20 protein-coding genes and 1 riboswitch are annotated in these 18214 nt (G+C 47.5%); of the genes, 19 read left to right on the plus strand and 1 reads right to left on the minus strand.

Annotated features, from left to right (window positions below):
• Positions 1 to 11: 11 nt before the first annotated feature.
• From rsmG to BCOA_RS23840, 5 genes are all read left to right on the plus strand, one after another.
• Positions 12 to 728, plus strand: a complete 717-nt coding sequence (gene rsmG, locus BCOA_RS23815; protein WP_014096609.1) for a 16S rRNA (guanine(527)-N(7))-methyltransferase RsmG — start codon at positions 12 to 14, stop codon at positions 726 to 728.
• A 144-nt stretch (positions 729 to 872) separates the two neighbouring features.
• Complete coding sequence (gene noc, locus BCOA_RS23820; protein ID WP_014096610.1) at positions 873 to 1730, plus strand: nucleoid occlusion protein; 858 nt, start codon at positions 873 to 875, stop codon at positions 1728 to 1730.
• A gap of 354 nt (positions 1731 to 2084) precedes the next feature.
• Positions 2085 to 2846 (plus strand): ParA family protein, encoded by a 762-nt coding sequence (locus BCOA_RS23830; RefSeq protein WP_014096611.1) that lies wholly within the window; start codon positions 2085 to 2087, stop codon positions 2844 to 2846.
• Positions 2839 to 3699, plus strand: coding sequence for a ParB/RepB/Spo0J family partition protein (locus BCOA_RS23835; protein ID WP_014096612.1), 861 nt, complete (start codon positions 2839 to 2841; stop codon positions 3697 to 3699). The genes BCOA_RS23830 and BCOA_RS23835 overlap by 8 nt, the downstream gene beginning before the upstream one ends.
• Positions 3700 to 3735: 36 nt before the next feature.
• Entirely contained in the window at positions 3736 to 4452 is a 717-nt protein-coding gene (locus BCOA_RS23840; protein WP_014096613.1) for a DUF554 domain-containing protein, read from the plus strand.
• A gap of 223 nt (positions 4453 to 4675) precedes the next feature.
• Here the strand turns inward: BCOA_RS23840 and yyaC are convergent, their stop codons facing one another.
• The gene (gene yyaC, locus BCOA_RS23850) at positions 4676 to 5299 is read right to left on the minus strand and encodes a spore protease YyaC (protein ID WP_014096614.1); all 624 of its coding nucleotides are present in this window, start codon (positions 5297 to 5299) and stop codon (positions 4676 to 4678) included.
• A 214-nt stretch (positions 5300 to 5513) separates the two neighbouring features.
• On the opposite strand from yyaC, the gene BCOA_RS23855 reads away from it, so the two are divergent.
• From BCOA_RS23855 to dnaB, 14 genes are all read left to right on the plus strand, one after another.
• A complete protein-coding gene (locus tag BCOA_RS23855; RefSeq protein WP_014096615.1) occupies positions 5514 to 6425 on the plus strand; it encodes a mechanosensitive ion channel family protein in 912 nt (303 codons plus the stop codon).
• Positions 6415 to 6615: a DUF951 domain-containing protein gene (locus BCOA_RS23860; protein WP_013860891.1), complete on the plus strand. Its 201-nt coding sequence runs from the start codon at positions 6415 to 6417 to the stop codon at positions 6613 to 6615. The genes BCOA_RS23855 and BCOA_RS23860 overlap by 11 nt, the downstream gene beginning before the upstream one ends.
• A gap of 160 nt (positions 6616 to 6775) precedes the next feature.
• Positions 6776 to 7876: a redox-regulated ATPase YchF gene (ychF, locus tag BCOA_RS23865; protein ID WP_014096616.1), complete on the plus strand. Its 1101-nt coding sequence runs from the start codon at positions 6776 to 6778 to the stop codon at positions 7874 to 7876.
• A gap of 74 nt (positions 7877 to 7950) precedes the next feature.
• Positions 7951 to 8090, plus strand: a riboswitch (FMN riboswitch).
• Between the two features lie 116 nt (positions 8091 to 8206).
• Positions 8207 to 9319, plus strand: coding sequence for a bifunctional diaminohydroxyphosphoribosylaminopyrimidine deaminase/5-amino-6-(5-phosphoribosylamino)uracil reductase RibD (gene ribD / locus BCOA_RS23870; RefSeq protein WP_014096617.1), 1113 nt, complete (start codon positions 8207 to 8209; stop codon positions 9317 to 9319).
• Positions 9300 to 9947 carry a riboflavin synthase gene (locus tag BCOA_RS23875; RefSeq protein ID WP_014096618.1) on the plus strand — a complete coding sequence of 216 codons (648 nt, stop codon included), beginning with the start codon at positions 9300 to 9302 and terminating at the stop codon, positions 9945 to 9947. The genes ribD and BCOA_RS23875 overlap by 20 nt, the downstream gene beginning before the upstream one ends.
• 17 nt (positions 9948 to 9964) lie before the next feature.
• Complete coding sequence (locus tag BCOA_RS23880; protein WP_014096619.1) at positions 9965 to 11158, plus strand: bifunctional 3,4-dihydroxy-2-butanone-4-phosphate synthase/GTP cyclohydrolase II; 1194 nt, start codon at positions 9965 to 9967, stop codon at positions 11156 to 11158.
• Between the two features lie 12 nt (positions 11159 to 11170).
• Entirely contained in the window at positions 11171 to 11641 is a 471-nt protein-coding gene (gene ribH, locus BCOA_RS23885; RefSeq protein ID WP_014096620.1) for a 6,7-dimethyl-8-ribityllumazine synthase, read from the plus strand.
• A gap of 253 nt (positions 11642 to 11894) precedes the next feature.
• Complete coding sequence (gene rpsF / locus BCOA_RS23890; protein WP_014096621.1) at positions 11895 to 12182, plus strand: 30S ribosomal protein S6; 288 nt, start codon at positions 11895 to 11897, stop codon at positions 12180 to 12182.
• A 61-nt stretch (positions 12183 to 12243) separates the two neighbouring features.
• Positions 12244 to 12738: a single-stranded DNA-binding protein gene (ssb, locus tag BCOA_RS23895; protein ID WP_014096622.1), complete on the plus strand. Its 495-nt coding sequence runs from the start codon at positions 12244 to 12246 to the stop codon at positions 12736 to 12738.
• A gap of 44 nt (positions 12739 to 12782) precedes the next feature.
• On the plus strand, positions 12783 to 13022 hold the full coding sequence (rpsR, locus tag BCOA_RS23900; RefSeq protein WP_013860883.1) for a 30S ribosomal protein S18: 240 nt from the start codon (positions 12783 to 12785) through the stop codon (positions 13020 to 13022).
• 150 nt (positions 13023 to 13172) lie between these two features.
• Positions 13173 to 14120: a YybS family protein gene (locus BCOA_RS23905; RefSeq protein ID WP_041817985.1), complete on the plus strand. Its 948-nt coding sequence runs from the start codon at positions 13173 to 13175 to the stop codon at positions 14118 to 14120.
• A gap of 35 nt (positions 14121 to 14155) precedes the next feature.
• On the plus strand, positions 14156 to 16129 hold the full coding sequence (locus BCOA_RS23910; RefSeq protein WP_014096624.1) for a DHH family phosphoesterase: 1974 nt from the start codon (positions 14156 to 14158) through the stop codon (positions 16127 to 16129).
• Positions 16126 to 16569, plus strand: a complete 444-nt coding sequence (gene rplI, locus BCOA_RS23915) for a 50S ribosomal protein L9 (protein WP_014096625.1) — start codon at positions 16126 to 16128, stop codon at positions 16567 to 16569. The genes BCOA_RS23910 and rplI overlap by 4 nt, the downstream gene beginning before the upstream one ends.
• A 219-nt stretch (positions 16570 to 16788) precedes the next feature.
• Complete coding sequence (gene dnaB / locus BCOA_RS23920; protein WP_014096626.1) at positions 16789 to 18144, plus strand: replicative DNA helicase; 1356 nt, start codon at positions 16789 to 16791, stop codon at positions 18142 to 18144.
• Positions 18145 to 18214 lie beyond the last annotated feature (70 nt).

The raw sequence follows: 18214 nt of genomic DNA on the forward strand, positions 1-18214 counted from the left end.
AGGATGGAAAAATGGACAGCGGACAATTCATTCCATTATTGGCTGAAAAAGGCATTCCCTTAAGCGAGGAACAAAAACAGCAGTTTGAAACGTATTATAAATGGCTTGTTGACTGGAACAACAAAATGAATTTAACGGCGATTACGGAAAAAGGGGAAGTGTATCTCAAACATTTTTATGATTCGCTGACAGCCGCCTTTTTTACCGATTTTAACGGCCCGCTGCACGTTTGCGATGTCGGCGCCGGCGCAGGCTTTCCGGGCATCCCGTTAAAAATCTGTTTTCCGGAACTAAGGCTTTCGATTGTCGATTCATTGCAAAAACGGATTACGTTTCTCGGCCATTTAACAGAAGCGCTCGGCTTAAAAGAAGTTTCTCTTTTTCACGACAGGGCTGAAACTTTTGCCAAAAAACCGGAACACCGCGAACAATATGATGTGGTCATGGCAAGGGCGGTTGCCAGAATGTCCGTCCTCTCCGAACTGTGCCTGCCGCTTGTGAAACCCGGTGGTAGATTTATCGCGATGAAAGCCCAGCATGCCAAAGAAGAGCTCGAAAAAGCGGAAAAAGCGATCCGTCTCCTCGGCGGAAAAACGGAGAACGTATACCACTTTACCTTGCCGGTTGAAGAAAGTGAAAGAAACCTCATTGTCGTCAAAAAGGTAAAGAAAACGCCGAAAAAATACCCCCGCAAGCCGGGAACCCCGGCAAAACTCCCGCTTGAATAAGGCGGGCGTTTTACCGTGCCGGAAATCGGGATGATGCGCTAAAATGAGAGAGATTGTTCGAAAAATCGCCGGGAGTTTGGCAGGAACTTGTCTTATAATAGAGAATAAGTAGTTAGGGAGAATTTATAAGGTGGTGTACAGTGAATGAAGCATCCTTTCTCTCGTTTTTTCGGAGTGGAGGAAGAAATCGGAGAAGAAGAACTGGAAGCAGAGAATGAAAATGAAGAGATTAAAAATATCTCCGTCTCCTGTATTATTCCGAACCGGTTTCAGCCACGGACCATTTTTAATGAAGAGAAAATAGATGAACTTGCAAGAACGATCCACACCCATGGCATCATCCAGCCAATCGTTGTCCGCGAATACGAAGCAGGCCAGTATGAAATCATTGCGGGGGAAAGAAGATTCCGGGCTGTCCGGAAACTGGGCTGGGAAACTGTGCCTGCCATCATAAAAAATATGAGCGATACAGAAACAGCCTCGATTGCTTTAATTGAGAACCTGCAACGCGAAGAACTGACGCCGATTGAAGAAGCGATGGCTTACGGAAAACTTTTGGAGCTTCACCATTTGACCCAGGAAGCACTGGCACAGCGCCTTGGCAAAGGGCAATCAACGGTTGCAAATAAACTGCGCCTTTTGAAATTGCCCCCGGAAGTGCAGGAAGCCCTTTTGCAAAAACAGATCACGGAACGCCATGCACGGGCATTGATTCCTTTAAAAGAGGCAGAAAAACAGGTTCGCGTCCTCAATGAAATACTCGCAAAAAATTTAAATGTGAAACAAACGGAAGAGTATGTTACCCGTATGATGAATAAGCCGGAAAAAAAAGCAAAGCCGCGCAGACAGGCGTTCAGCAAAGATATGCGCATTGCTGTCAATACGATCCGCCAGTCTGTTTCGATGGTGACCGATTCCGGGATCAATCTCGATTCAAAAGAAGAAGATTTCGAGGACTACTATCAAATTACGATCCGGATCCCGAAAAAGGCGAAATCCTAATAAAAGAAACTTGGATGACAGGTTTCTTTTTTTCAGGTGCAGGTCATTTCCTATCCTATTCCGATAAAATAAAACCGGCTTACGCCCGCCAGGTTTGTGCTGCCTGCCTTAGCTTTACAAAGCCCTTTTTCCTGGTTTCGGCGGTGGTCCTGCGTTCTTTTTTAGCATGGGCGCAAGCTTTGGCATGGAAGCCGCGCCTCCTGATTTCCAACTGCCGAAAAAACTTGAAACAACCTTTTTTCGGTTTACAGTAAACGAATCTTGCAAACTTTGATACAATAAAGTTACGTGTTTGCCGTTTCTGCAAATGCAGACGGGCCGTGACTAGCGTGACAAAAAAGGTAGGTGGCAACCGTGGGAAAAGTGATTTCTATCGCCAATCAAAAAGGAGGCGTAGGAAAAACAACCACTTCTGTCAACTTGGGTGCCTGCTTAGCATACATCGGGAAGAAGGTTTTGCTTGTCGATACCGACCCCCAGGGAAATGCAACAAGCGGAGCCGGAATTGATAAAGGCGAAGTTCAGCAGTGTATTTATGATGTGTTAGTGGAAGATGCGAATATAAAAGATGTGATCAGGGCAACGGCCGTGGACGGGCTTTATTCCGTGCCGGCAACGATTCAACTGGCGGGAGCGGAGATTGAACTGGTTCCGACCATTTCAAGGGAAGTCAGGTTAAAGCGGGCGATCAGCGCCATTAAAGACGATTATGATTATATTATCATTGACTGCCCTCCTTCTCTCGGCCTATTGACGTTAAATGCGCTAACCGCGTCGGATGCCGTCATTATCCCCGTCCAGTGCGAATATTACGCTTTGGAAGGGTTAAGCCAGCTGCTCAGCACGGTCAGGCTTGTCCAAAAGCATTTGAATCACAATCTGATGATTGACGGCGTGCTGCTGACGATGCTAGATGCCCGTACCAACTTAGGACTCCAAGTCATTGAAGAAGTGAAAAAATATTTCAGGGACAAAGTGTACCGTACCATTATCCCCCGCAATATCCGGTTAAGCGAAGCACCGAGCCACGGACAGCCGATTATTCTTTACGACCCGAAATCGCGCGGTGCGGAAGTGTATTTAGACTTAGCAAAGGAAGTGGCGGCAAATGGCTAAAGGGCTTGGAAAAGGCATTAACGCGTTGTTTGCCAATATGGACGTTGACAAAGAAGATGCCGTGCAGGAAGTCAATATTAAAGAATTGCGCCCGAATCCTTATCAGCCGCGGAAGAATTTTGAACCCGAAGCGCTTAATGAATTAAAAGAATCCATTCTCCAGCATGGCATCTTGCAGCCGCTTATTGTGCGCAAGAGCATTAAAGGATACGAAATCATTGTCGGGGAACGGAGATACAGAGCCGCAAAAGAAGCAAAACTTACGACGGTGCCGGTTGTCGTCCGCGATTTAAACGACCGGCAGATGATGGAATTTGCTGTGCTCGAGAACCTGCAGCGGGAAGATTTAACGCCGATTGAAGAAGCCAATGCGTACCAGTTTTTGCTTGAAAAATTAAATGTTACACAGGAGGAGCTGGCAAAACGGCTCGGAAAAAGCCGGCCCTATATTGCCAATCACCTCCGTATTTTGTCTTTGCCGGTCAGCATCCAGGAAGCCATGTCTAAAGGCAAACTTTCGATGGGGCACGGCCGTACGCTGCTTGGCCTGGAAAAGAAAGAAAAAATGGAAGAAATCGCTGAAAAGGCTATTGCCGAAGGATTAAGTGTCCGCCAGCTGGAAAAGCTTGTCCAGCAGCTGAACCGGAATGTTTCACGTGAAACGAAGAAAGACAAACAGGAAAAAGATATTTTTATCCAGGAACACGAAACGGTTCTGCGCGAAAAGTTTGGGACAACCGTTCATATTAAGCGGACAAAGAAAAAAGGGAAAATTGAAATTGAATTTATGTCCAATGAAGATTTAGAACGGATATTGCAATTGCTGGATGCCGGTTTTCAACAGGAAACGTAAGAATTACAAAGATAAAGACAAAAACGGGTGAAAAAGATGGTATTGCTGGGGACAATTGTAAACGGGCTGAGCATTGTAGCCGGTTCGTTTATCGGAAGGCTGTTAAACCATATTCCGGAGCAAATGAAAGGCACCGTAATGCAGGCGATCGGGCTTGCGGTGATGGTGCTGGGGCTCGGAATGGGACTGAAAAGTGAACAGTATATTATTGTAATATTAAGCCTTGTGATTGGCGCAGTCATCGGCGAAATGCTGCAGCTTGAAGCTCATTTGAACGGGCTTGGTGCCTGGCTGGAAAAAAAGTTTGGAAACAGCAGCCAGGGCAGTACGGCCGAAGCCTTTGTCACGGCAACGCTCGTTTTTGTGATTGGCGCGATGGCCATTCTCGGAGCATTGGATAGCGGAATCAGGGGCGACCATACGGTGCTGTACACGAAATCTGTTCTGGACGGTTTCACAGCACTGATCTTGTCTTCAACCCTCGGTTTTGGGGTGGTTTTTTCGGTTGTTCCGGTGATCCTTTATGAAGGTGCCATTGCGTTATTTGCCACGCAAATTAACCGGCTTGTCCCAGCACCGGTGCTGCATTCGTTTATTACCGAAATGACGGCAACCGGCGGAATTATGATTTTTGCTATCGGTTTAAATATTGCGGGGCTTGCCAAAATCAGGGTGGCGAATTTATTGCCGGGCATCGTGGTGGTTGCCGTACTGGTCGGCCTGTTACATGCTTATCATACGGTTTTCGGCTGAATTTTACAGGAATGAAGTAACACCTGTTTATCGGTTGAAGTATGAATGTGAACCGGCAGAAACTTACTGAAGTTGCGGATCCTTTTTGCCGGATCCCGGGCCATACAGGTTGCCGGCTTATTCATTCATCTGATTCCGTTCTTTGGCTATTTTTGTTTAGAAGTTTGCGTTCACCGGGGATTTCGGATAAACGGTTTCAAAAATGCTGCTGTTTCCGGATCACTTAAATCATTTTCTCCTTCGCCTGTCCGCTGTTCATGGAAATTATGGCGTTTTGATATTGAAGATGCAGATTGGCGCGGCTGATGCCTGCAGCGATCAGTTTTGCCATTTTCAGAACAAGATTTAAACGGGTATTCTGAAGGACGGTAAACTCCATAAAACCGCTGATGTTCACAATTCCTGTAATGTGGATGTCGCCGACAGGAGGCAAATCTTTCTTTACACCCGCCCCCGGTTTCACCGGACCGTCGCCGATTTGGATCATGCCGACGCTCTTCATTTTTCCAAGGCAGGCATCGACGGCAATGACGAAGGGGTCGTGGTGCTTTTGATAAATCCTTTCCATATTTTCTTCCAGGTTTAAAGCATGAACCGGCTTATCGAGCGTTCCGTATACATTGAAGCAGGCCAGGCCTGTTTCTTCCAGAAAAGTGCCCGTTAAAGGCCCGAGCGAGTCCCCGGTGGAACGGTCGGTGCCGATGCAGACCACCACCAATTCCCTGTTTGTACTTTTCGGAAGTGCTGATAAAATATGATTGGATATAATTTCTTTTGCCAGAACATCATCATGAAATACCTTGATACGATTGCCGCTGAATTCCAATTGTCCTTTTCTCAGATTCATATCAGCCACTCCCTCTTTGTAATAGTACCAGTATACGGAAAATCAAAAAAATCTATACATTTAACATATCTCTTTTTTGATACCCGCAACCGGCAGTTTTACACTTGATTCAGCCGCCAATCAAAAAGGTAATTTTTGAAAAGCGGAGCCGGTTGTCGAGCAAGCGCGGTTTTTTTGTTACAATAACGTTAAAAGAAATGAAGGTTGGTGGAATATGGGCCATTTTGAGACATATCTCAAACACCTCACATCCAAGTGGTTAAATGAAGATACATGGATCGAAATCGGGGAGACAGTGCTGAAGATCATTGTGGTGATGCTTGTCGCATCGCTTGTCATTAAATTCGGCAAAAAGGCGATTGGCAAAATTTTTGCAGTCCGTGCCAAAGCCCCTCTCCGGTTTTCAGAGCGGCGCGAGGCCACGTTGTTGCGGCTGATGGTGAACACACTGACCTATCTCGTCTGGTTTGTTGCCATTGTCACGATTTTGTCCATTCTCGGCATCAATGTCCAGGGGCTTCTGGCCGGTGCCGGAATTGTCGGGCTGGCTGTCGGGTTCGGGGCGCAAAGCCTTGTAAAAGACGTTATTTCCGGATTCTTTATTATCTTTGAAGACCAGTTTTCGGTCGGTGATACGGTGCAGGTCGGGAAATACGAAGGCGTTGTGGAAGAAATCGGGCTCAGGACAACAAAAATCAAAAACTGGACCGGCGAATTATACATCATTCCGAACGGCAATATTTCCGAAGTCACCAATTTGTCCATTCATAACAGCGTTGCCGTTGTGGATGTCCGTATTCCGTACGAAGAGGATATCGATAAAGCGGAAGCGGCCATTCAGGAAATACTGGTGTCATTTGCCGGACAGCACGAAGAGGTCGTGACAGAGCCTGAACTGTTGGGCGTCCAGCAGCTCGGCACCACGGATGTTACACTCAGGGTGGTAGCGGAAACCCTCCCGATGGCACACTGGTATATTGCGAGAGTGCTGAAAAAAGAAATTAAAAAAGCATTGGACGAAAATCGCATCCATGCACCTTATCCGAAAATGGTGACTTATTCCCGTACTGAGAAAGAAGAGGCATTGGCCGGCCAATTTCTAAAGGGGGATGAACATGGAAGATAAAAATTTCGGGTTGTATGATATTGTGGAAATGAAAAAGCAGCATCCGTGCGGCACAAACCGCTGGAAAATTATCCGGATGGGGGCGGATATCCGCATTAAATGTGAAGGATGTGGACATAGCGTGCTGCTGCCACGCAGGGAATTTGCCCGCAAACTGAAAAAAATCCTCGTTAAGCACGAAGAAGCATAGCCCTTTTATGGGTGTCTTTTTTTGGGAGCCGGGGTGCGGTTAAAATAAGGCCGGCAAACGAAACATGTTAACCGGGCGCATCCGGTGGCACCCCGGGGGTTTTTGATACAGCCGGGAAAAACTTGAAAGATACGAGAATGTTTGAAGGAGTGGACATAAAATGGCGTTAACAGCCGGAATTGTCGGTTTGCCGAATGTCGGAAAATCGACTTTATTTAATGCGATTACAAAAGCCGGGGCCGAATCTGCGAACTATCCGTTTTGTACAATTGACCCGAATGTCGGCATGGTGGAAGTGCCGGACGAACGGCTGGAAAAATTAACAGAACTGTACCATCCGAAAAAAACGGTCCCGACCACTTTTGAATTTACGGATATTGCCGGGATCGTCAAAGGCGCAAGCAAAGGGGAAGGGCTCGGGAATAAGTTTCTTTCCCATATCCGCCAGGTGGACGCAATCTGCCATGTCGTTCGTTGTTTTGAGGACGAGAACATTACACATGTTTCCGGGAAAGTCGATCCGATTGATGATATCGAAACGATCAATCTTGAATTGATCCTGGCCGATCTTGAAACGGTGGACAAGCGGATCGGGCGTGTAGAGAAAATCGCAAAACAGAAGGATAAAGAAGCCGTTGCCGAATATGAAGTGCTGACCAAATTAAAGGCGGCTTTTGAAGCGGAAAAACCGGCACGGGCGGTGGAACTGACCGAAGACCAGCAAAAAATCGTCAAAGGGTTCCAGCTTTTAACAAGCAAGCCGGTTTTGTATGTGGCCAATGTCGGGGAAGATGACATTCAGGATCCGTCTGCAAACCCGTATGTCGGGAAGGTGCGTGAATATGCCAAACAGGAAGGCGCGGAAGTGATTGTCATCTGTGCCCGCATTGAAGAAGAAATTGCCGAACTGGATGACGATGAGAAAAAGATGTTTTTAACCGAACTCGGCATCCAGGAATCCGGACTTGACCAGCTGATTAAAGCTGCTTACAGCCTGCTTGGCCTTGCGACTTATTTTACGGCTGGGGAACCGGAAGTCCGCGCGTGGACATTCAAAAAAGGCATGAAAGCCCCGCAATGCGCAGGCATTATTCACTCCGATTTTGAAAAAGGGTTTATCCGGGCTGAAACGGTGTCGTATGAAGATTTAATCAAATATGGCAGCGTGGCAGCAGCAAGAGAAGCCGGAAAAGTGCGCCTGGAAGGAAAAGACTACGTTGTCCAGGACGGCGATGTCATGCATTTCAGGTTTAATGTATAACAGGACTTTTGGACGAATATTCAAATTGTATTGAAAAAATTCAAATCATCCGTTAAAATAGGTATCAGTCGAATATTTTCCTTCGGGGCAGGGTGCAATTCCCGACCGGCGGTGATGAGGAAACTCAAAGCCCGTGACCCGTATTCTCCGGAATGCGGTGGATTTGGTGAAATTCCAAAGCCGACAGTGACAGTCTGGATGGGAGAAGGATCAAACGTTTCATTGGAACGTGTATTTCATGATGCCGTTTTGCCCCGCACATCTTCGTGCGGGTTTTTTGTTTTCACGGGTATATGTTGGCGGAAATTGCATACAGGAGGCATGAAAGGATTGCAAAAAGAAGATTATATGCAGCTTGCACTCCATTTGGCCGAAAGTGTGGCCGGGCAGACTTCCCCGAATCCCCCGGTTGGAAGTGTCGTCGTGAAAAACGGCACGATCGCCGGGATGGCGGCCCACTTAAAGGCGGGAGAAAAACATGCGGAAAGGCTTGCGGTGGAACAGGCCGGGCCGCTTGCAGAGGGTGCTGAAGTTTTTGTGACGCTCGAGCCGTGTGCCCATTACGGAAAGACGCCGCCGTGCGCAGATTTTTTAATTGAAAAAGGCATCAAAACAGTATATATCGCTGCATTGGACCCCAATCCGCTTGTCGCAGGCAAAGGAATAGAAAAGCTCAGGCAAGCCGGAGTAAAAGTGGAAACCGGGATATTGAAGGAACAAGCGGAAAAGTTGTACCGCCCTTTTTTCCACTTTATTCAAACGAAAACACCGTTTGTCACTGTCAAAACCGCCATGACGGCAGACGGAAAAATTGCATCTGAAACCCGTGACAGCAAATGGATCACAAGTGAAGAAGCAAGGCGTGATGCCCGCCGGTTAAGAAGCAGGCATGATGCAATACTTGTCGGCATACAAACCGTTCTCCATGATAACCCCCTTCTCACCACACGTTTGCCCCATTCCAGGAAAAATCCTATTCGCATTGTATTAGACACCCATTTGCGCATCCCGCCGGAAGCGAAAGTGCTAAGCGGCGATGCGCCAACCATTATTTTTTGCGGAAGCGATGCACCAAAAGAAAAAGAACAATGTCTGAAGCAGCTTGATGTCGAAGTGGTCCGCATGCCGCATGCCCGCCTCTTGATCCGTGACGTGTTAGCAGCGCTCGGGGAAAAAGGCATCATGACTTTACTCGTCGAAGGCGGCGCGGCAGTAAACGGCTCATTTTTAAAAGAAGGCGCAGTGCAGCAGTATATTTTTTACATTGCCCCGAAAGTGATCGGCGGGAAAAACGCGCCGTCCCCTTTCGGTGGACACGGGTTTGGCAAGGTGGCCGATGCTTTGCCGCTCCGGTTTGAAAAAGTGGAACAGATCGGGCCTGATTTAAAAATCACGGCTGCCGTCCAAAAGGAGGTGCCGGCGCATGTTTACAGGGATTATTGAAGAAATCGGCATATTGAAACGTGTGGAAAGAGGCCCCCGCTCCCTTAAGCTTGCCGTACAGGCCAGGACGGTTCTTCAAGATGTACGGCTTGGCGACAGCATTGCAGTGAACGGTGTTTGCTTAACCGTCACATCCTATACGCCAAATGCATTTACGGCTGATGTCATGCCTGAAACATTTTTCAGCACGGCATTGGCCGGGCTGAACATCGGCAGCAAGGTCAACCTTGAACGGGCAATGGCTGCAGGCGGGCGGTTCGGCGGGCATTTTGTCACAGGGCATGTTGATGGCACGGGCACGGTCTGTTTGAAACAAAGGATGGAAAATGCCGTTTATATCACGATTTCTGTTCCCTCCTCCCTGTCCGCCTTTCTGATCCCAAAAGGCTCGGTTGCACTCGACGGCACCTCCCTGACCGTGTTCGGGGCTGCGGACGGGCAATTAACCGTTTCATTGGTGCCGCATACGCAGCAGCATACGATATTGCCGGAAAAAAAGATTGGCGATGCCGTGAATATTGAATGCGATATTTTGGCCAAGTATATGGCAGGGCTGTTCAGGAACGGAGAACGGGCGGAAAAAGAGAGCGGCATGATGGCGCTCTTAAAAGACCAAGGTTTTATGTAAACAAAGGGGTGAAAAACTTGTTTCATACCATTGAAGAAGCAGTAGAAGACTTAAAGGCCGGAAAAGTCGTGATTGCCGTCGATGATGAAAATAGGGAAAACGAAGGTGATTTTATCGGCCTTGCGGAAAAAGCGACACCGGAAATGATCAATTTGATGGCCAAAGCAGGACGCGGGCTCATCTGTGCACCGATTACGGCGGAAAAAGCACAGCAGCTCGATCTTTACCCGATGGCACGGCAAAATACCGACAGCCATGAAACGGCCTTCACCGTGAGCATTGACCATGCTGCCACCCGGACCGGCATCAGCGCATTTGAACGTGCCAAAACGGTCCGGCACCTGGCAGAAGACGCGGTAAAAGCCGAAGACTTTCACCGGCCGGGGCATATTTTCCCGTTAGTGGCCAAAGCAGGCGGCGTCCTGGAACGGTCTGGCCATACGGAAGCAGCCGTTGACCTGGCAAAACTGGCAGGCGCAAATCCGGCAGGCGTAATATGCGAAATCATGAATGAAGACGGCACGATGGCCCGCCTTCCCCAGCTGGAGGAAATCGCCAAAAATTCCGGCATAAAACTGGTGACGATCCAATCGTTAATCGAGTACAGAAAAAAACATGAGAAACTGATTCAAAAAGAAGCGGAAATCACGCTGCCGACGCGTTACGGCACGTTCCGGGCTGCCGGTTACAAAGATTTGCTGTCAGGGGGAGAACATGTTGCCCTTATAAAAGGGGAAGTAAGCAGTGAAGAGCCGGTGCTGGCAAGGATCCATTCCGAATGCCTGACCGGTGATTGTTTCGGTTCCCTCCGTTGCGACTGCGGCCCGCAGCTTGCCCGGAGCCTTGCGCGGATTGAAAAAGAAGGGCGCGGTGTCCTCGTTTATATGCGTCAGGAAGGCCGGGGGATCGGGCTTCTGAATAAATTGAAAGCTTACCGGCTGCAGGAAAAAGGATTGGATACAGTGGAGGCCAACCGCCGGCTTGGATTTCCGGCAGATATGCGCGACTACTGCATCGCTGCGCAAATTTTAAAAGATCTCGGGGCAACACAAGTCCGGCTTTTAACAAACAATCCTGATAAAGTGGAGGCATTAACGCGTTACGGTATCCGAATTGCGGAAAGAGTGCCGGTTGAAATCGCGCCTGTCCGTGAAAATGAAGGATATTTGCGTACGAAAGCGGAAAAAATGGGGCATTTGCTGCATATATAGGAGGAGATCAAAATGGGACAAATATTTGAAGGCAATCTGGTTGGAACCGGCTTAAAAATCGGCATGGTTGCTGCCCGCTTTAATGAATTCATTACAACAAGGCTTGTAAGCGGGGCAAAGGATGCATTATTAAGGCATGGCGTTAAAGAAGAAGCAATTGATCTTGCCTGGGTACCGGGCGCGTTTGAAATCCCGCTGGCGGCAAAAAAAATGGCAGAAACGGACAAATATGATGCCGTATTGGCACTTGGCGCGGTGATCCGCGGCGCGACCCCGCATTTTGAATATGTAAGTGCAGAAGCGGCAAAAGGAGTCGCCCATGCAAGCCTTTCTACAGAAACACCTGTCATTTTCGGGATTCTGACAACCGACACGATTGAACAGGCGATTGAGCGAGCCGGGACGAAAGCAGGCAATAAAGGCTGGGATGCGGCAGTGAGCGCGATCGAAATGGCGAATGTCATCCGGAAAATAGAAGCATAAATTTGAAAAGGGTGTTATTGCTTTTGATGTAAAAACTTAAGTCCGTTTTATAAAAAAGCCCTTGCGAAAGGAACGTATGTTTGATAAAATAGGGATGTCAGCGATAGCAAAAAGCGGGATGGAGTCTTAAGACAATTGATTTTGCCTGCGGGATATGGTATACTTACGACTTGTGAGTAATGAATGCATGAACCATTGCTCCTTGCCCTTTTGAATAAAAGGGCCGCATAGTCCATAAGGAGGTGACAAACAGATGAGAAAGTACGAAATTATGTACATTATCCGCCCAAATATTGAGGATGAGGCAAAAAAAGCGCTTGTTGAGCGTTTTGACAATGTCCTCAACAACCAGGGTGCGGAAATCATCGAATCGAAAGAGTGGGGAAAACGCCGTCTTGCATACGAGATTCAGGACTTCCGTGATGGTTACTACCATATCATCAACGTGAATGCTGAACCGGTTGCAGTCCAGGAATTTGACCGTCTGGCGAAGATTAACGGTGATATTATCCGCCACATTGTTGTAAGAGAAGAAGAATAATTTTTAACGATAAAACGTTTCACGTGAAACGGATTTTGAATCATGAGAGGGGTTGATTCTGATGTTGAACCGTGTTGTTCTCGTAGGCAGGCTGACAAAAGATCCCGATTTGCGCTATACGCCGAGCGGAGTAGCGGTTGCTACTTTTACCCTGGCTGTAAACCGTACGTTTACAAACCAGCAGGGGGAAAGGGAAGCGGATTTCATCAATTGTGTTGTTTGGAGAAAGCAGGCTGAAAATGTGGCCAACTACTTAAAAAAAGGAAGTCTGGCAGGCGTAGACGGCCGGATTCAGACACGCAACTACGAAGCTCAGGACGGCCGGCGCGTGTATGTCACAGAGGTCGTGGCAGACAGCGTCCAGTTTCTTGAACCGAGAAGTGCGAATCAGGAACGCGGCAGCAGCCAGAATTACGGGAACAACCAAGGGAGTGCTTTCCCGGGGTACAATCAGAATCAAAATCAGTATCAGCGTAATGATTCAAAGCCTGATGAAGATCCATTCTCTAATGATGGACAACCGATTGACATCTCTGATGATGATCTTCCGTTTTAATGCGGGCAAACCCGTAAAGTTGTGATATAAAGGAGGGTGAAAAAATGGCAGGTGGACGCAGAGGCGGACGGAAACGCCGGAAAGTATGCTACTTTACAGCGAACCATATTACCCATATCGACTATAAAGATGTGGACTTGCTGAAAAAGTTCATTTCTGAAAGAGGAAAAATTCTTCCTCGTCGTGTAACGGGTACAAGTGCAAAATACCAACGTAAATTGACAACTGCAATCAAACGCGCACGTCAAATGGCGTTGCTTCCTTATGTTGCAGAAGACAAATAAGCAGCGGAAAAAGCAACTGGATTTTTCTTTCAATATATGAATGAAAAAAGACACCCTGTTTTCAGGTTGTCTTTTTTCATTTTATTATCTTTTTGCTTCATGGAATGGTTATGGTAAAATGAGGGGAAATGATGGTTTTTTGAAGGGAGCATGCGTGTGAAAAAAACAAGAATGCTGACAGAAGGGGCGATGCTTGCAGCGGTTTTCGGCGTCATGCTGCTTGTTGCATTGCATGTCCCGGTGATCCGGATAATTGTTTTGGTTTTTCTTCCGCTGCCTTTTATCCTGTTTTGTGCCAAATATTCTTTGCGTTCAATTCTTGTCTTCTGTCTGGTTTGTTTGCTTGTGTCTGCCATTATGGGAACAGTCATGGCAATCCCGATGGCCGTTTTTTTCGTTTGTATTGGATTTGTTATGGGATACGCTATTCAGCGAAAAAAATCTAAATTATTTATATACATAGCAACCAGCCTGACCTTTTTAGCCATCACGATCATCGGGCTGTTTGCCACCCTGAAGTTTTTCCACTTGAATATCATCGCGGAAAACTTAAAAATCATGCAGCAGTCAATCGAACAGTCGAAATCTCTTGTCAACAGCCTTGGGGAACCACAGGCCTATGAGGACCGGTTTGCGCAAATGGCCGATGCCGCAAGCCAGATGTATTCTGTCTATTTGCCGAGCCTGTTATTGCTGTCTGCCTTTATTGCCGTTTTTGTGCTCATTTCTGTGAACTTTCCAATCGCCAAACGTTTCGGTGTCCCGGTTCCGTCCTTTCCACCTTTCCGTGAAATGCGGCTGCCGGGGAATATCTTATGGTATTTCATTCTGGCAATGGCAGCCAACCTGCTGATGCGCGGGGACACGGGCAGCTTCTTTGCAAAAGCGGTTCTGAATCTGATGCTGATTTTCCAAATTCTCATTTTGCTGCAGGGGTACGCTTTTATAAGCTTTGTCAGCCACGAGAAAAAATGGCCAAAAGGGTTACTGGCTTTCGCCGTCATTTTATCAATCATATTCAGCCCGCTGCTTTATCTTGTTATGATATTCGGTATAATGGATTTAGGATTTGATTTCAGGCGGATGATTCAAAAGTGACCCTTTCTTAGTTTCTCAATATAGGAGCTGAAGGTATGCCTTCTTACTACAATAAACGGTTCATGCGCTATCCGTTATACGGCTTAATTGCAGTGTCTCTCATCCTGCTCGGTATTATTTTCTTTTACCACTGGTGGATAACGGCAGCCGGCATTGTTGTGCTCGGGGCGTTATCCTACTGCGCATTTTACGTGGAACAACGGTCGAGCGAAGAAATCGAACGCTATATCTCCAATCTTTCCTACCGGGTCAAACGCGTCGGTGAAGAAGCGCTGATGGAAATGCCGATCGGGATCATGCTGTACAATGAAGATTACATCATTGAATGGACAAATCCGTTTATGGCCTCCTGCTTTAATGAAGATACACTTGTCGGGCGTTCCCTTTATGATGTAGCGGAAGTGCTCGTACCGCTGATTAAGCAGGAAATGCATTCCGAGACGATTAGTCTGAATGAAAGGAAGTACAGGGTTGTCCTGAAACTGGAAGAGCGGCTGCTTTATTTTTTCGACATTACGGAACAGGCCGAAGTCGAGCAGTTGTATGAAGATGAACGGACCGTGATCGCCATTATTTATTTGGACAACTATGATGAAGTGACACAAGGCATGGACGACCAGTCTGTCAGCAGCCTGAACAGTCTCGTGACCTCGATTTTAAACAAATGGACAATGGAGTTCGGCCTGTTTTTTAAACGAATTTCGTCTGATAAATTTATTGCGGTATTTAATGAACGGATTTTGCATGAATTGGAAGACAATAAATTCTCGATTCTTGATGAAGTCAGGGAGGCCACAGCGAAGCAAAACGTGGCGCTGACTTTGAGCATCGGGGTTGGCGCAGGTGTCCCGTCCCTCCCCGAACTTGGGGAGCTTGCCCAATCGAGTCTCGACATTGCCCTCGGGCGCGGTGGTGACCAGGTTGCCATCCGGCAGGCGAACGGAAAAGTGAAATTTTACGGTGGCAAAACAAATCCGGTTGAAAAGCGGACAAGGGTCCGGGCCCGCGTGATTTCCCATGCGCTGCGGGAACTCATGATGGAAAGAGACAAAGTGATGATCATGGGCCACAAATTTCCGGATATGGATGCCATCGGAGCGGCTGTCGGCATCCGGAAAGTGGCGGAAATCAACCAAAAAGACGGCTATATTATTTTAAATCCGAGTGAAACGGACACAAGTGTCAAGCGGCTGCTTGGGGAAATAAAACAGTATCCGGATTTGTATGCCCGCTTCATTACACCGGATGAGGCGCTTGAAATGGCGACGGATGACACATTGCTTGTTGTCGTTGATACGCACAAGCCTTCCCTTGTCATCGATGAACGAATCGTCAGGCGGATTGAAAATGTCGTTGTCATTGACCATCACCGCCGCGGGGAAGACTTTATTAAAAACCCGCTGCTTGTCTATATGGAACCGTACGCCTCTTCGACATCCGAACTTGTAACCGAATTGATGGAATACCAACCGAAAAACGGCAAAATCAATATGCTTGAAGCAACTGCCCTGCTTGCTGGTATAATAGTGGATACAAAAAGTTTTACATTGCGGACAGGCTCACGGACGTTTGATGCAGCATCCTATCTTCGTGCCCAGGGCGCCGATACGGTGCTTGTACAAAAATTTTTAAAAGAAGATTTGCGTTCGTATATCCAGCGCGCCAAGCTTGTGGAAACCGTTAAATTTCCGCTAAACGGCATCGCGGTGGCAAAAGGGAAAAATGATACCATTTATTCCCCTGTTTTAATGGCGCAGGCTGCCGATACGATTTTAATGATGAACGGCGTCGATGCTTCTTTTGTCATCGGACGGCGCAGCGAGAATGAAGTGGGGATCAGCGCAAGGTCGCTTGGAAGCGTCAATGTGCAAATCATTATGGAAACGCTGGATGGCGGCGGGCACCTTTCCAATGCAGCCACCCAGATGAAAAATATAACGGTTGATGAGGCAGAAGAAAAGCTCATTCAAGTGATAGAAGAGTATATGGAAGGGAGTCAGCAATCATGAAGGTCATATTCCTGAAAGACGTAAAAGGCAAAGGAAAAAAAGGAGACATTAAAAATGTGGCGGATGGTTATGCCCACAATTATTTGTTCAAAAACGGGGCGGCAATAGAAGCGACGCCTGCCAATCTGAAAAGCATGGAAGCCCAAAAACGGAAAGAAGAAAAACTGGCGCAGGAAGAACTGGAAGAAGCCAAAAAATTAAAAGAGAAACTTGAGAACATAACGGTTGAAATCAAAGCCAAATCGGGCCAGGACGGGCGACTGTTCGGCTCGGTTACAAGCAAACAAATCTCTGAACAACTGAAAAAAAGCTTCCAGATTCAGGTGGATAAAAGAAAAATAGAGCTGCCGGATGCGATCCGCACTTTGGGTTACACGAAAGTGCCGGTCAGATTACATCATAACGTAACGGCAGTGCTCAATGTCCACGTTTCCGAATAGAAACGTATTTTACCAGCTTTCTTTTTGTTTTCCGCGTGTTAAAATAATAGTACGTGCAGAAAAATGTGATCCATTTTATCGTGATCACATTTTTTCTATTTGGAATAAGTGTGCGGTTCTCTTACGGCAAACGGGTTACCGGTTAAACTGCCATTCTCCCCGGCATGCTTATGTTTGGTGCCGGAACTGGATGATTTAGGATAAAATGGAGGATTCAAAATGAATGAATTGCAAGACCGCATTCCCCCCCAAAATATTGAGGCGGAACAGGCAGTGCTTGGTGCCATTTTTTTGGAGCCTTCTGCATTTATAACAGCTTCGGAAATTTTGACGGCAGAGGATTTTTACCGGAATGCCCATCAAAAAATTTTCCAGGTGTTTGCGAAGCTGAATGATGCCGGCAAGGCAGTCGATCTTGTAACAGTGGCGGAAGAATTATCAGCCACCCGGCAGCTTGAAGATGCAGGCGGCCTCTCTTATTTGAGCGAACTGGCCGCAAGCGTTCCGACAGCGGCCAATATCGCTTACTATGCCGGAATTGTAGCTGAGAAAGCTTTGCTCAGGCGCCTGATTCGGACTGCCACCCATATTGCCCAGGAAGGCTATACGCGGGAAGACGATGTCGATGAACTGCTTGATGAAGCCGAACGCAGCATTATGGAAGTGGCCCAGCGCAAAAATGCCGGCGATTTTAAACATATCAAAGATGTCCTTGTCAGCACATATGATAACATCGAAATGCTCCATAACCGGAAAGGCGACGTCACCGGGATACCGACAGGGTTTTACGAGCTTGACCGGATGACAGCCGGTTTCCAGCGCAATGATTTGATTATTGTGGCGGCGCGCCCGTCTGTCGGGAAAACGGCATTTGCCCTCAATATCGCGCAAAACGTCGGCACGAAGACAGAGGAAAATGTGGCGATCTTTAGCCTTGAAATGGGCGCTGAACAACTTGTCATGCGGATGCTGTGCGCGGAAGGCAATATCGATGCCCAGCGGCTCCGGACCGGGGCGCTGACAGACGAAGACTGGCGGAAACTGACGATGGCAATGGGAAGCCTCTCTAATTCCGGCATTTATATTGATGATACCCCTGGAGTAAGGGTAACGGAAATCCGCTCGAAATGCCGGCGCCTGAAACAAGAGCACGGGCTTGGCATGGTGGTCATCGACTATTTGCAGCTGATCCAAGGAAGCGCCCGTTCCCGGGAAAACCGGCAGCAGGAAGTTTCTGAGATTTCAAGATCGCTGAAGGCGCTGGCGCGTGAACTTGAAGTGCCGGTCATTGCCCTTTCCCAGCTTTCCCGGGGCGTCGAACAACGGCAGGATAAGCGCCCGATGATGAGCGATATTCGTGAATCGGGAAGCATTGAACAAGATGCTGATATCGTGGCTTTTCTGTACAGGGAAGACTATTATGAACAGGACACGGAGAATAAAAACATCATTGAAATCATTATTGCGAAGCAGCGGAACGGCCCGGTCGGCACCGTCCAGCTCGCTTTTATAAAAGAGTACAATAAATTTGTGAACCTGGAACGGCGGTTTGACGATGCGCCTGTTCCGGCATAGCAAGTATCGATATGAAGCTTTTCCTTTTCGGGGAAAGGCTTTTTTTGTGCGTTTTACGAATAAAAACGCT

The organism is Heyndrickxia coagulans 36D1 (genome assembly GCF_000169195.2).
Lineage (GTDB): Bacteria > Bacillota > Bacilli > Bacillales > Bacillaceae_C > Weizmannia > Weizmannia faecalis.

Coding starts and splice junctions, on each gene's coding strand:
- rsmG (WP_014096609.1), top strand. CDS start 12: ATGGACAGCGGACAATTCATTCCATTATTGGCTGAAAAAGGCATTCCC.
- noc (WP_014096610.1), top strand. CDS start 873: ATGAAGCATCCTTTCTCTCGTTTTTTCGGAGTGGAGGAAGAAATCGGA.
- BCOA_RS23835 (WP_014096612.1), top strand. CDS start 2,839: ATGGCTAAAGGGCTTGGAAAAGGCATTAACGCGTTGTTTGCCAATATG.
- BCOA_RS23840 (WP_014096613.1), top strand. CDS start 3,736: ATGGTATTGCTGGGGACAATTGTAAACGGGCTGAGCATTGTAGCCGGT.
- yyaC (WP_014096614.1), bottom strand. CDS start 5,299: ATGAATCTGAGAAAAGGACAATTGGAATTCAGCGGCAATCGTATCAAG.
- BCOA_RS23855 (WP_014096615.1), top strand. CDS start 5,514: ATGGGCCATTTTGAGACATATCTCAAACACCTCACATCCAAGTGGTTA.
- BCOA_RS23860 (WP_013860891.1), top strand. CDS start 6,415: ATGGAAGATAAAAATTTCGGGTTGTATGATATTGTGGAAATGAAAAAG.
- ychF (WP_014096616.1), top strand. CDS start 6,776: ATGGCGTTAACAGCCGGAATTGTCGGTTTGCCGAATGTCGGAAAATCG.
- BCOA_RS23875 (WP_014096618.1), top strand. CDS start 9,300: ATGTTTACAGGGATTATTGAAGAAATCGGCATATTGAAACGTGTGGAA.
- ribH (WP_014096620.1), top strand. CDS start 11,171: ATGGGACAAATATTTGAAGGCAATCTGGTTGGAACCGGCTTAAAAATC.
- rpsF (WP_014096621.1), top strand. CDS start 11,895: ATGAGAAAGTACGAAATTATGTACATTATCCGCCCAAATATTGAGGAT.
- ssb (WP_014096622.1), top strand. CDS start 12,244: ATGTTGAACCGTGTTGTTCTCGTAGGCAGGCTGACAAAAGATCCCGAT.
- rpsR (WP_013860883.1), top strand. CDS start 12,783: ATGGCAGGTGGACGCAGAGGCGGACGGAAACGCCGGAAAGTATGCTAC.
- BCOA_RS23905 (WP_041817985.1), top strand. CDS start 13,173: ATGCGTGTGAAAAAAACAAGAATGCTGACAGAAGGGGCGATGCTTGCA.
- BCOA_RS23910 (WP_014096624.1), top strand. CDS start 14,156: ATGCCTTCTTACTACAATAAACGGTTCATGCGCTATCCGTTATACGGC.
- rplI (WP_014096625.1), top strand. CDS start 16,126: ATGAAGGTCATATTCCTGAAAGACGTAAAAGGCAAAGGAAAAAAAGGA.
- dnaB (WP_014096626.1), top strand. CDS start 16,789: ATGAATGAATTGCAAGACCGCATTCCCCCCCAAAATATTGAGGCGGAA.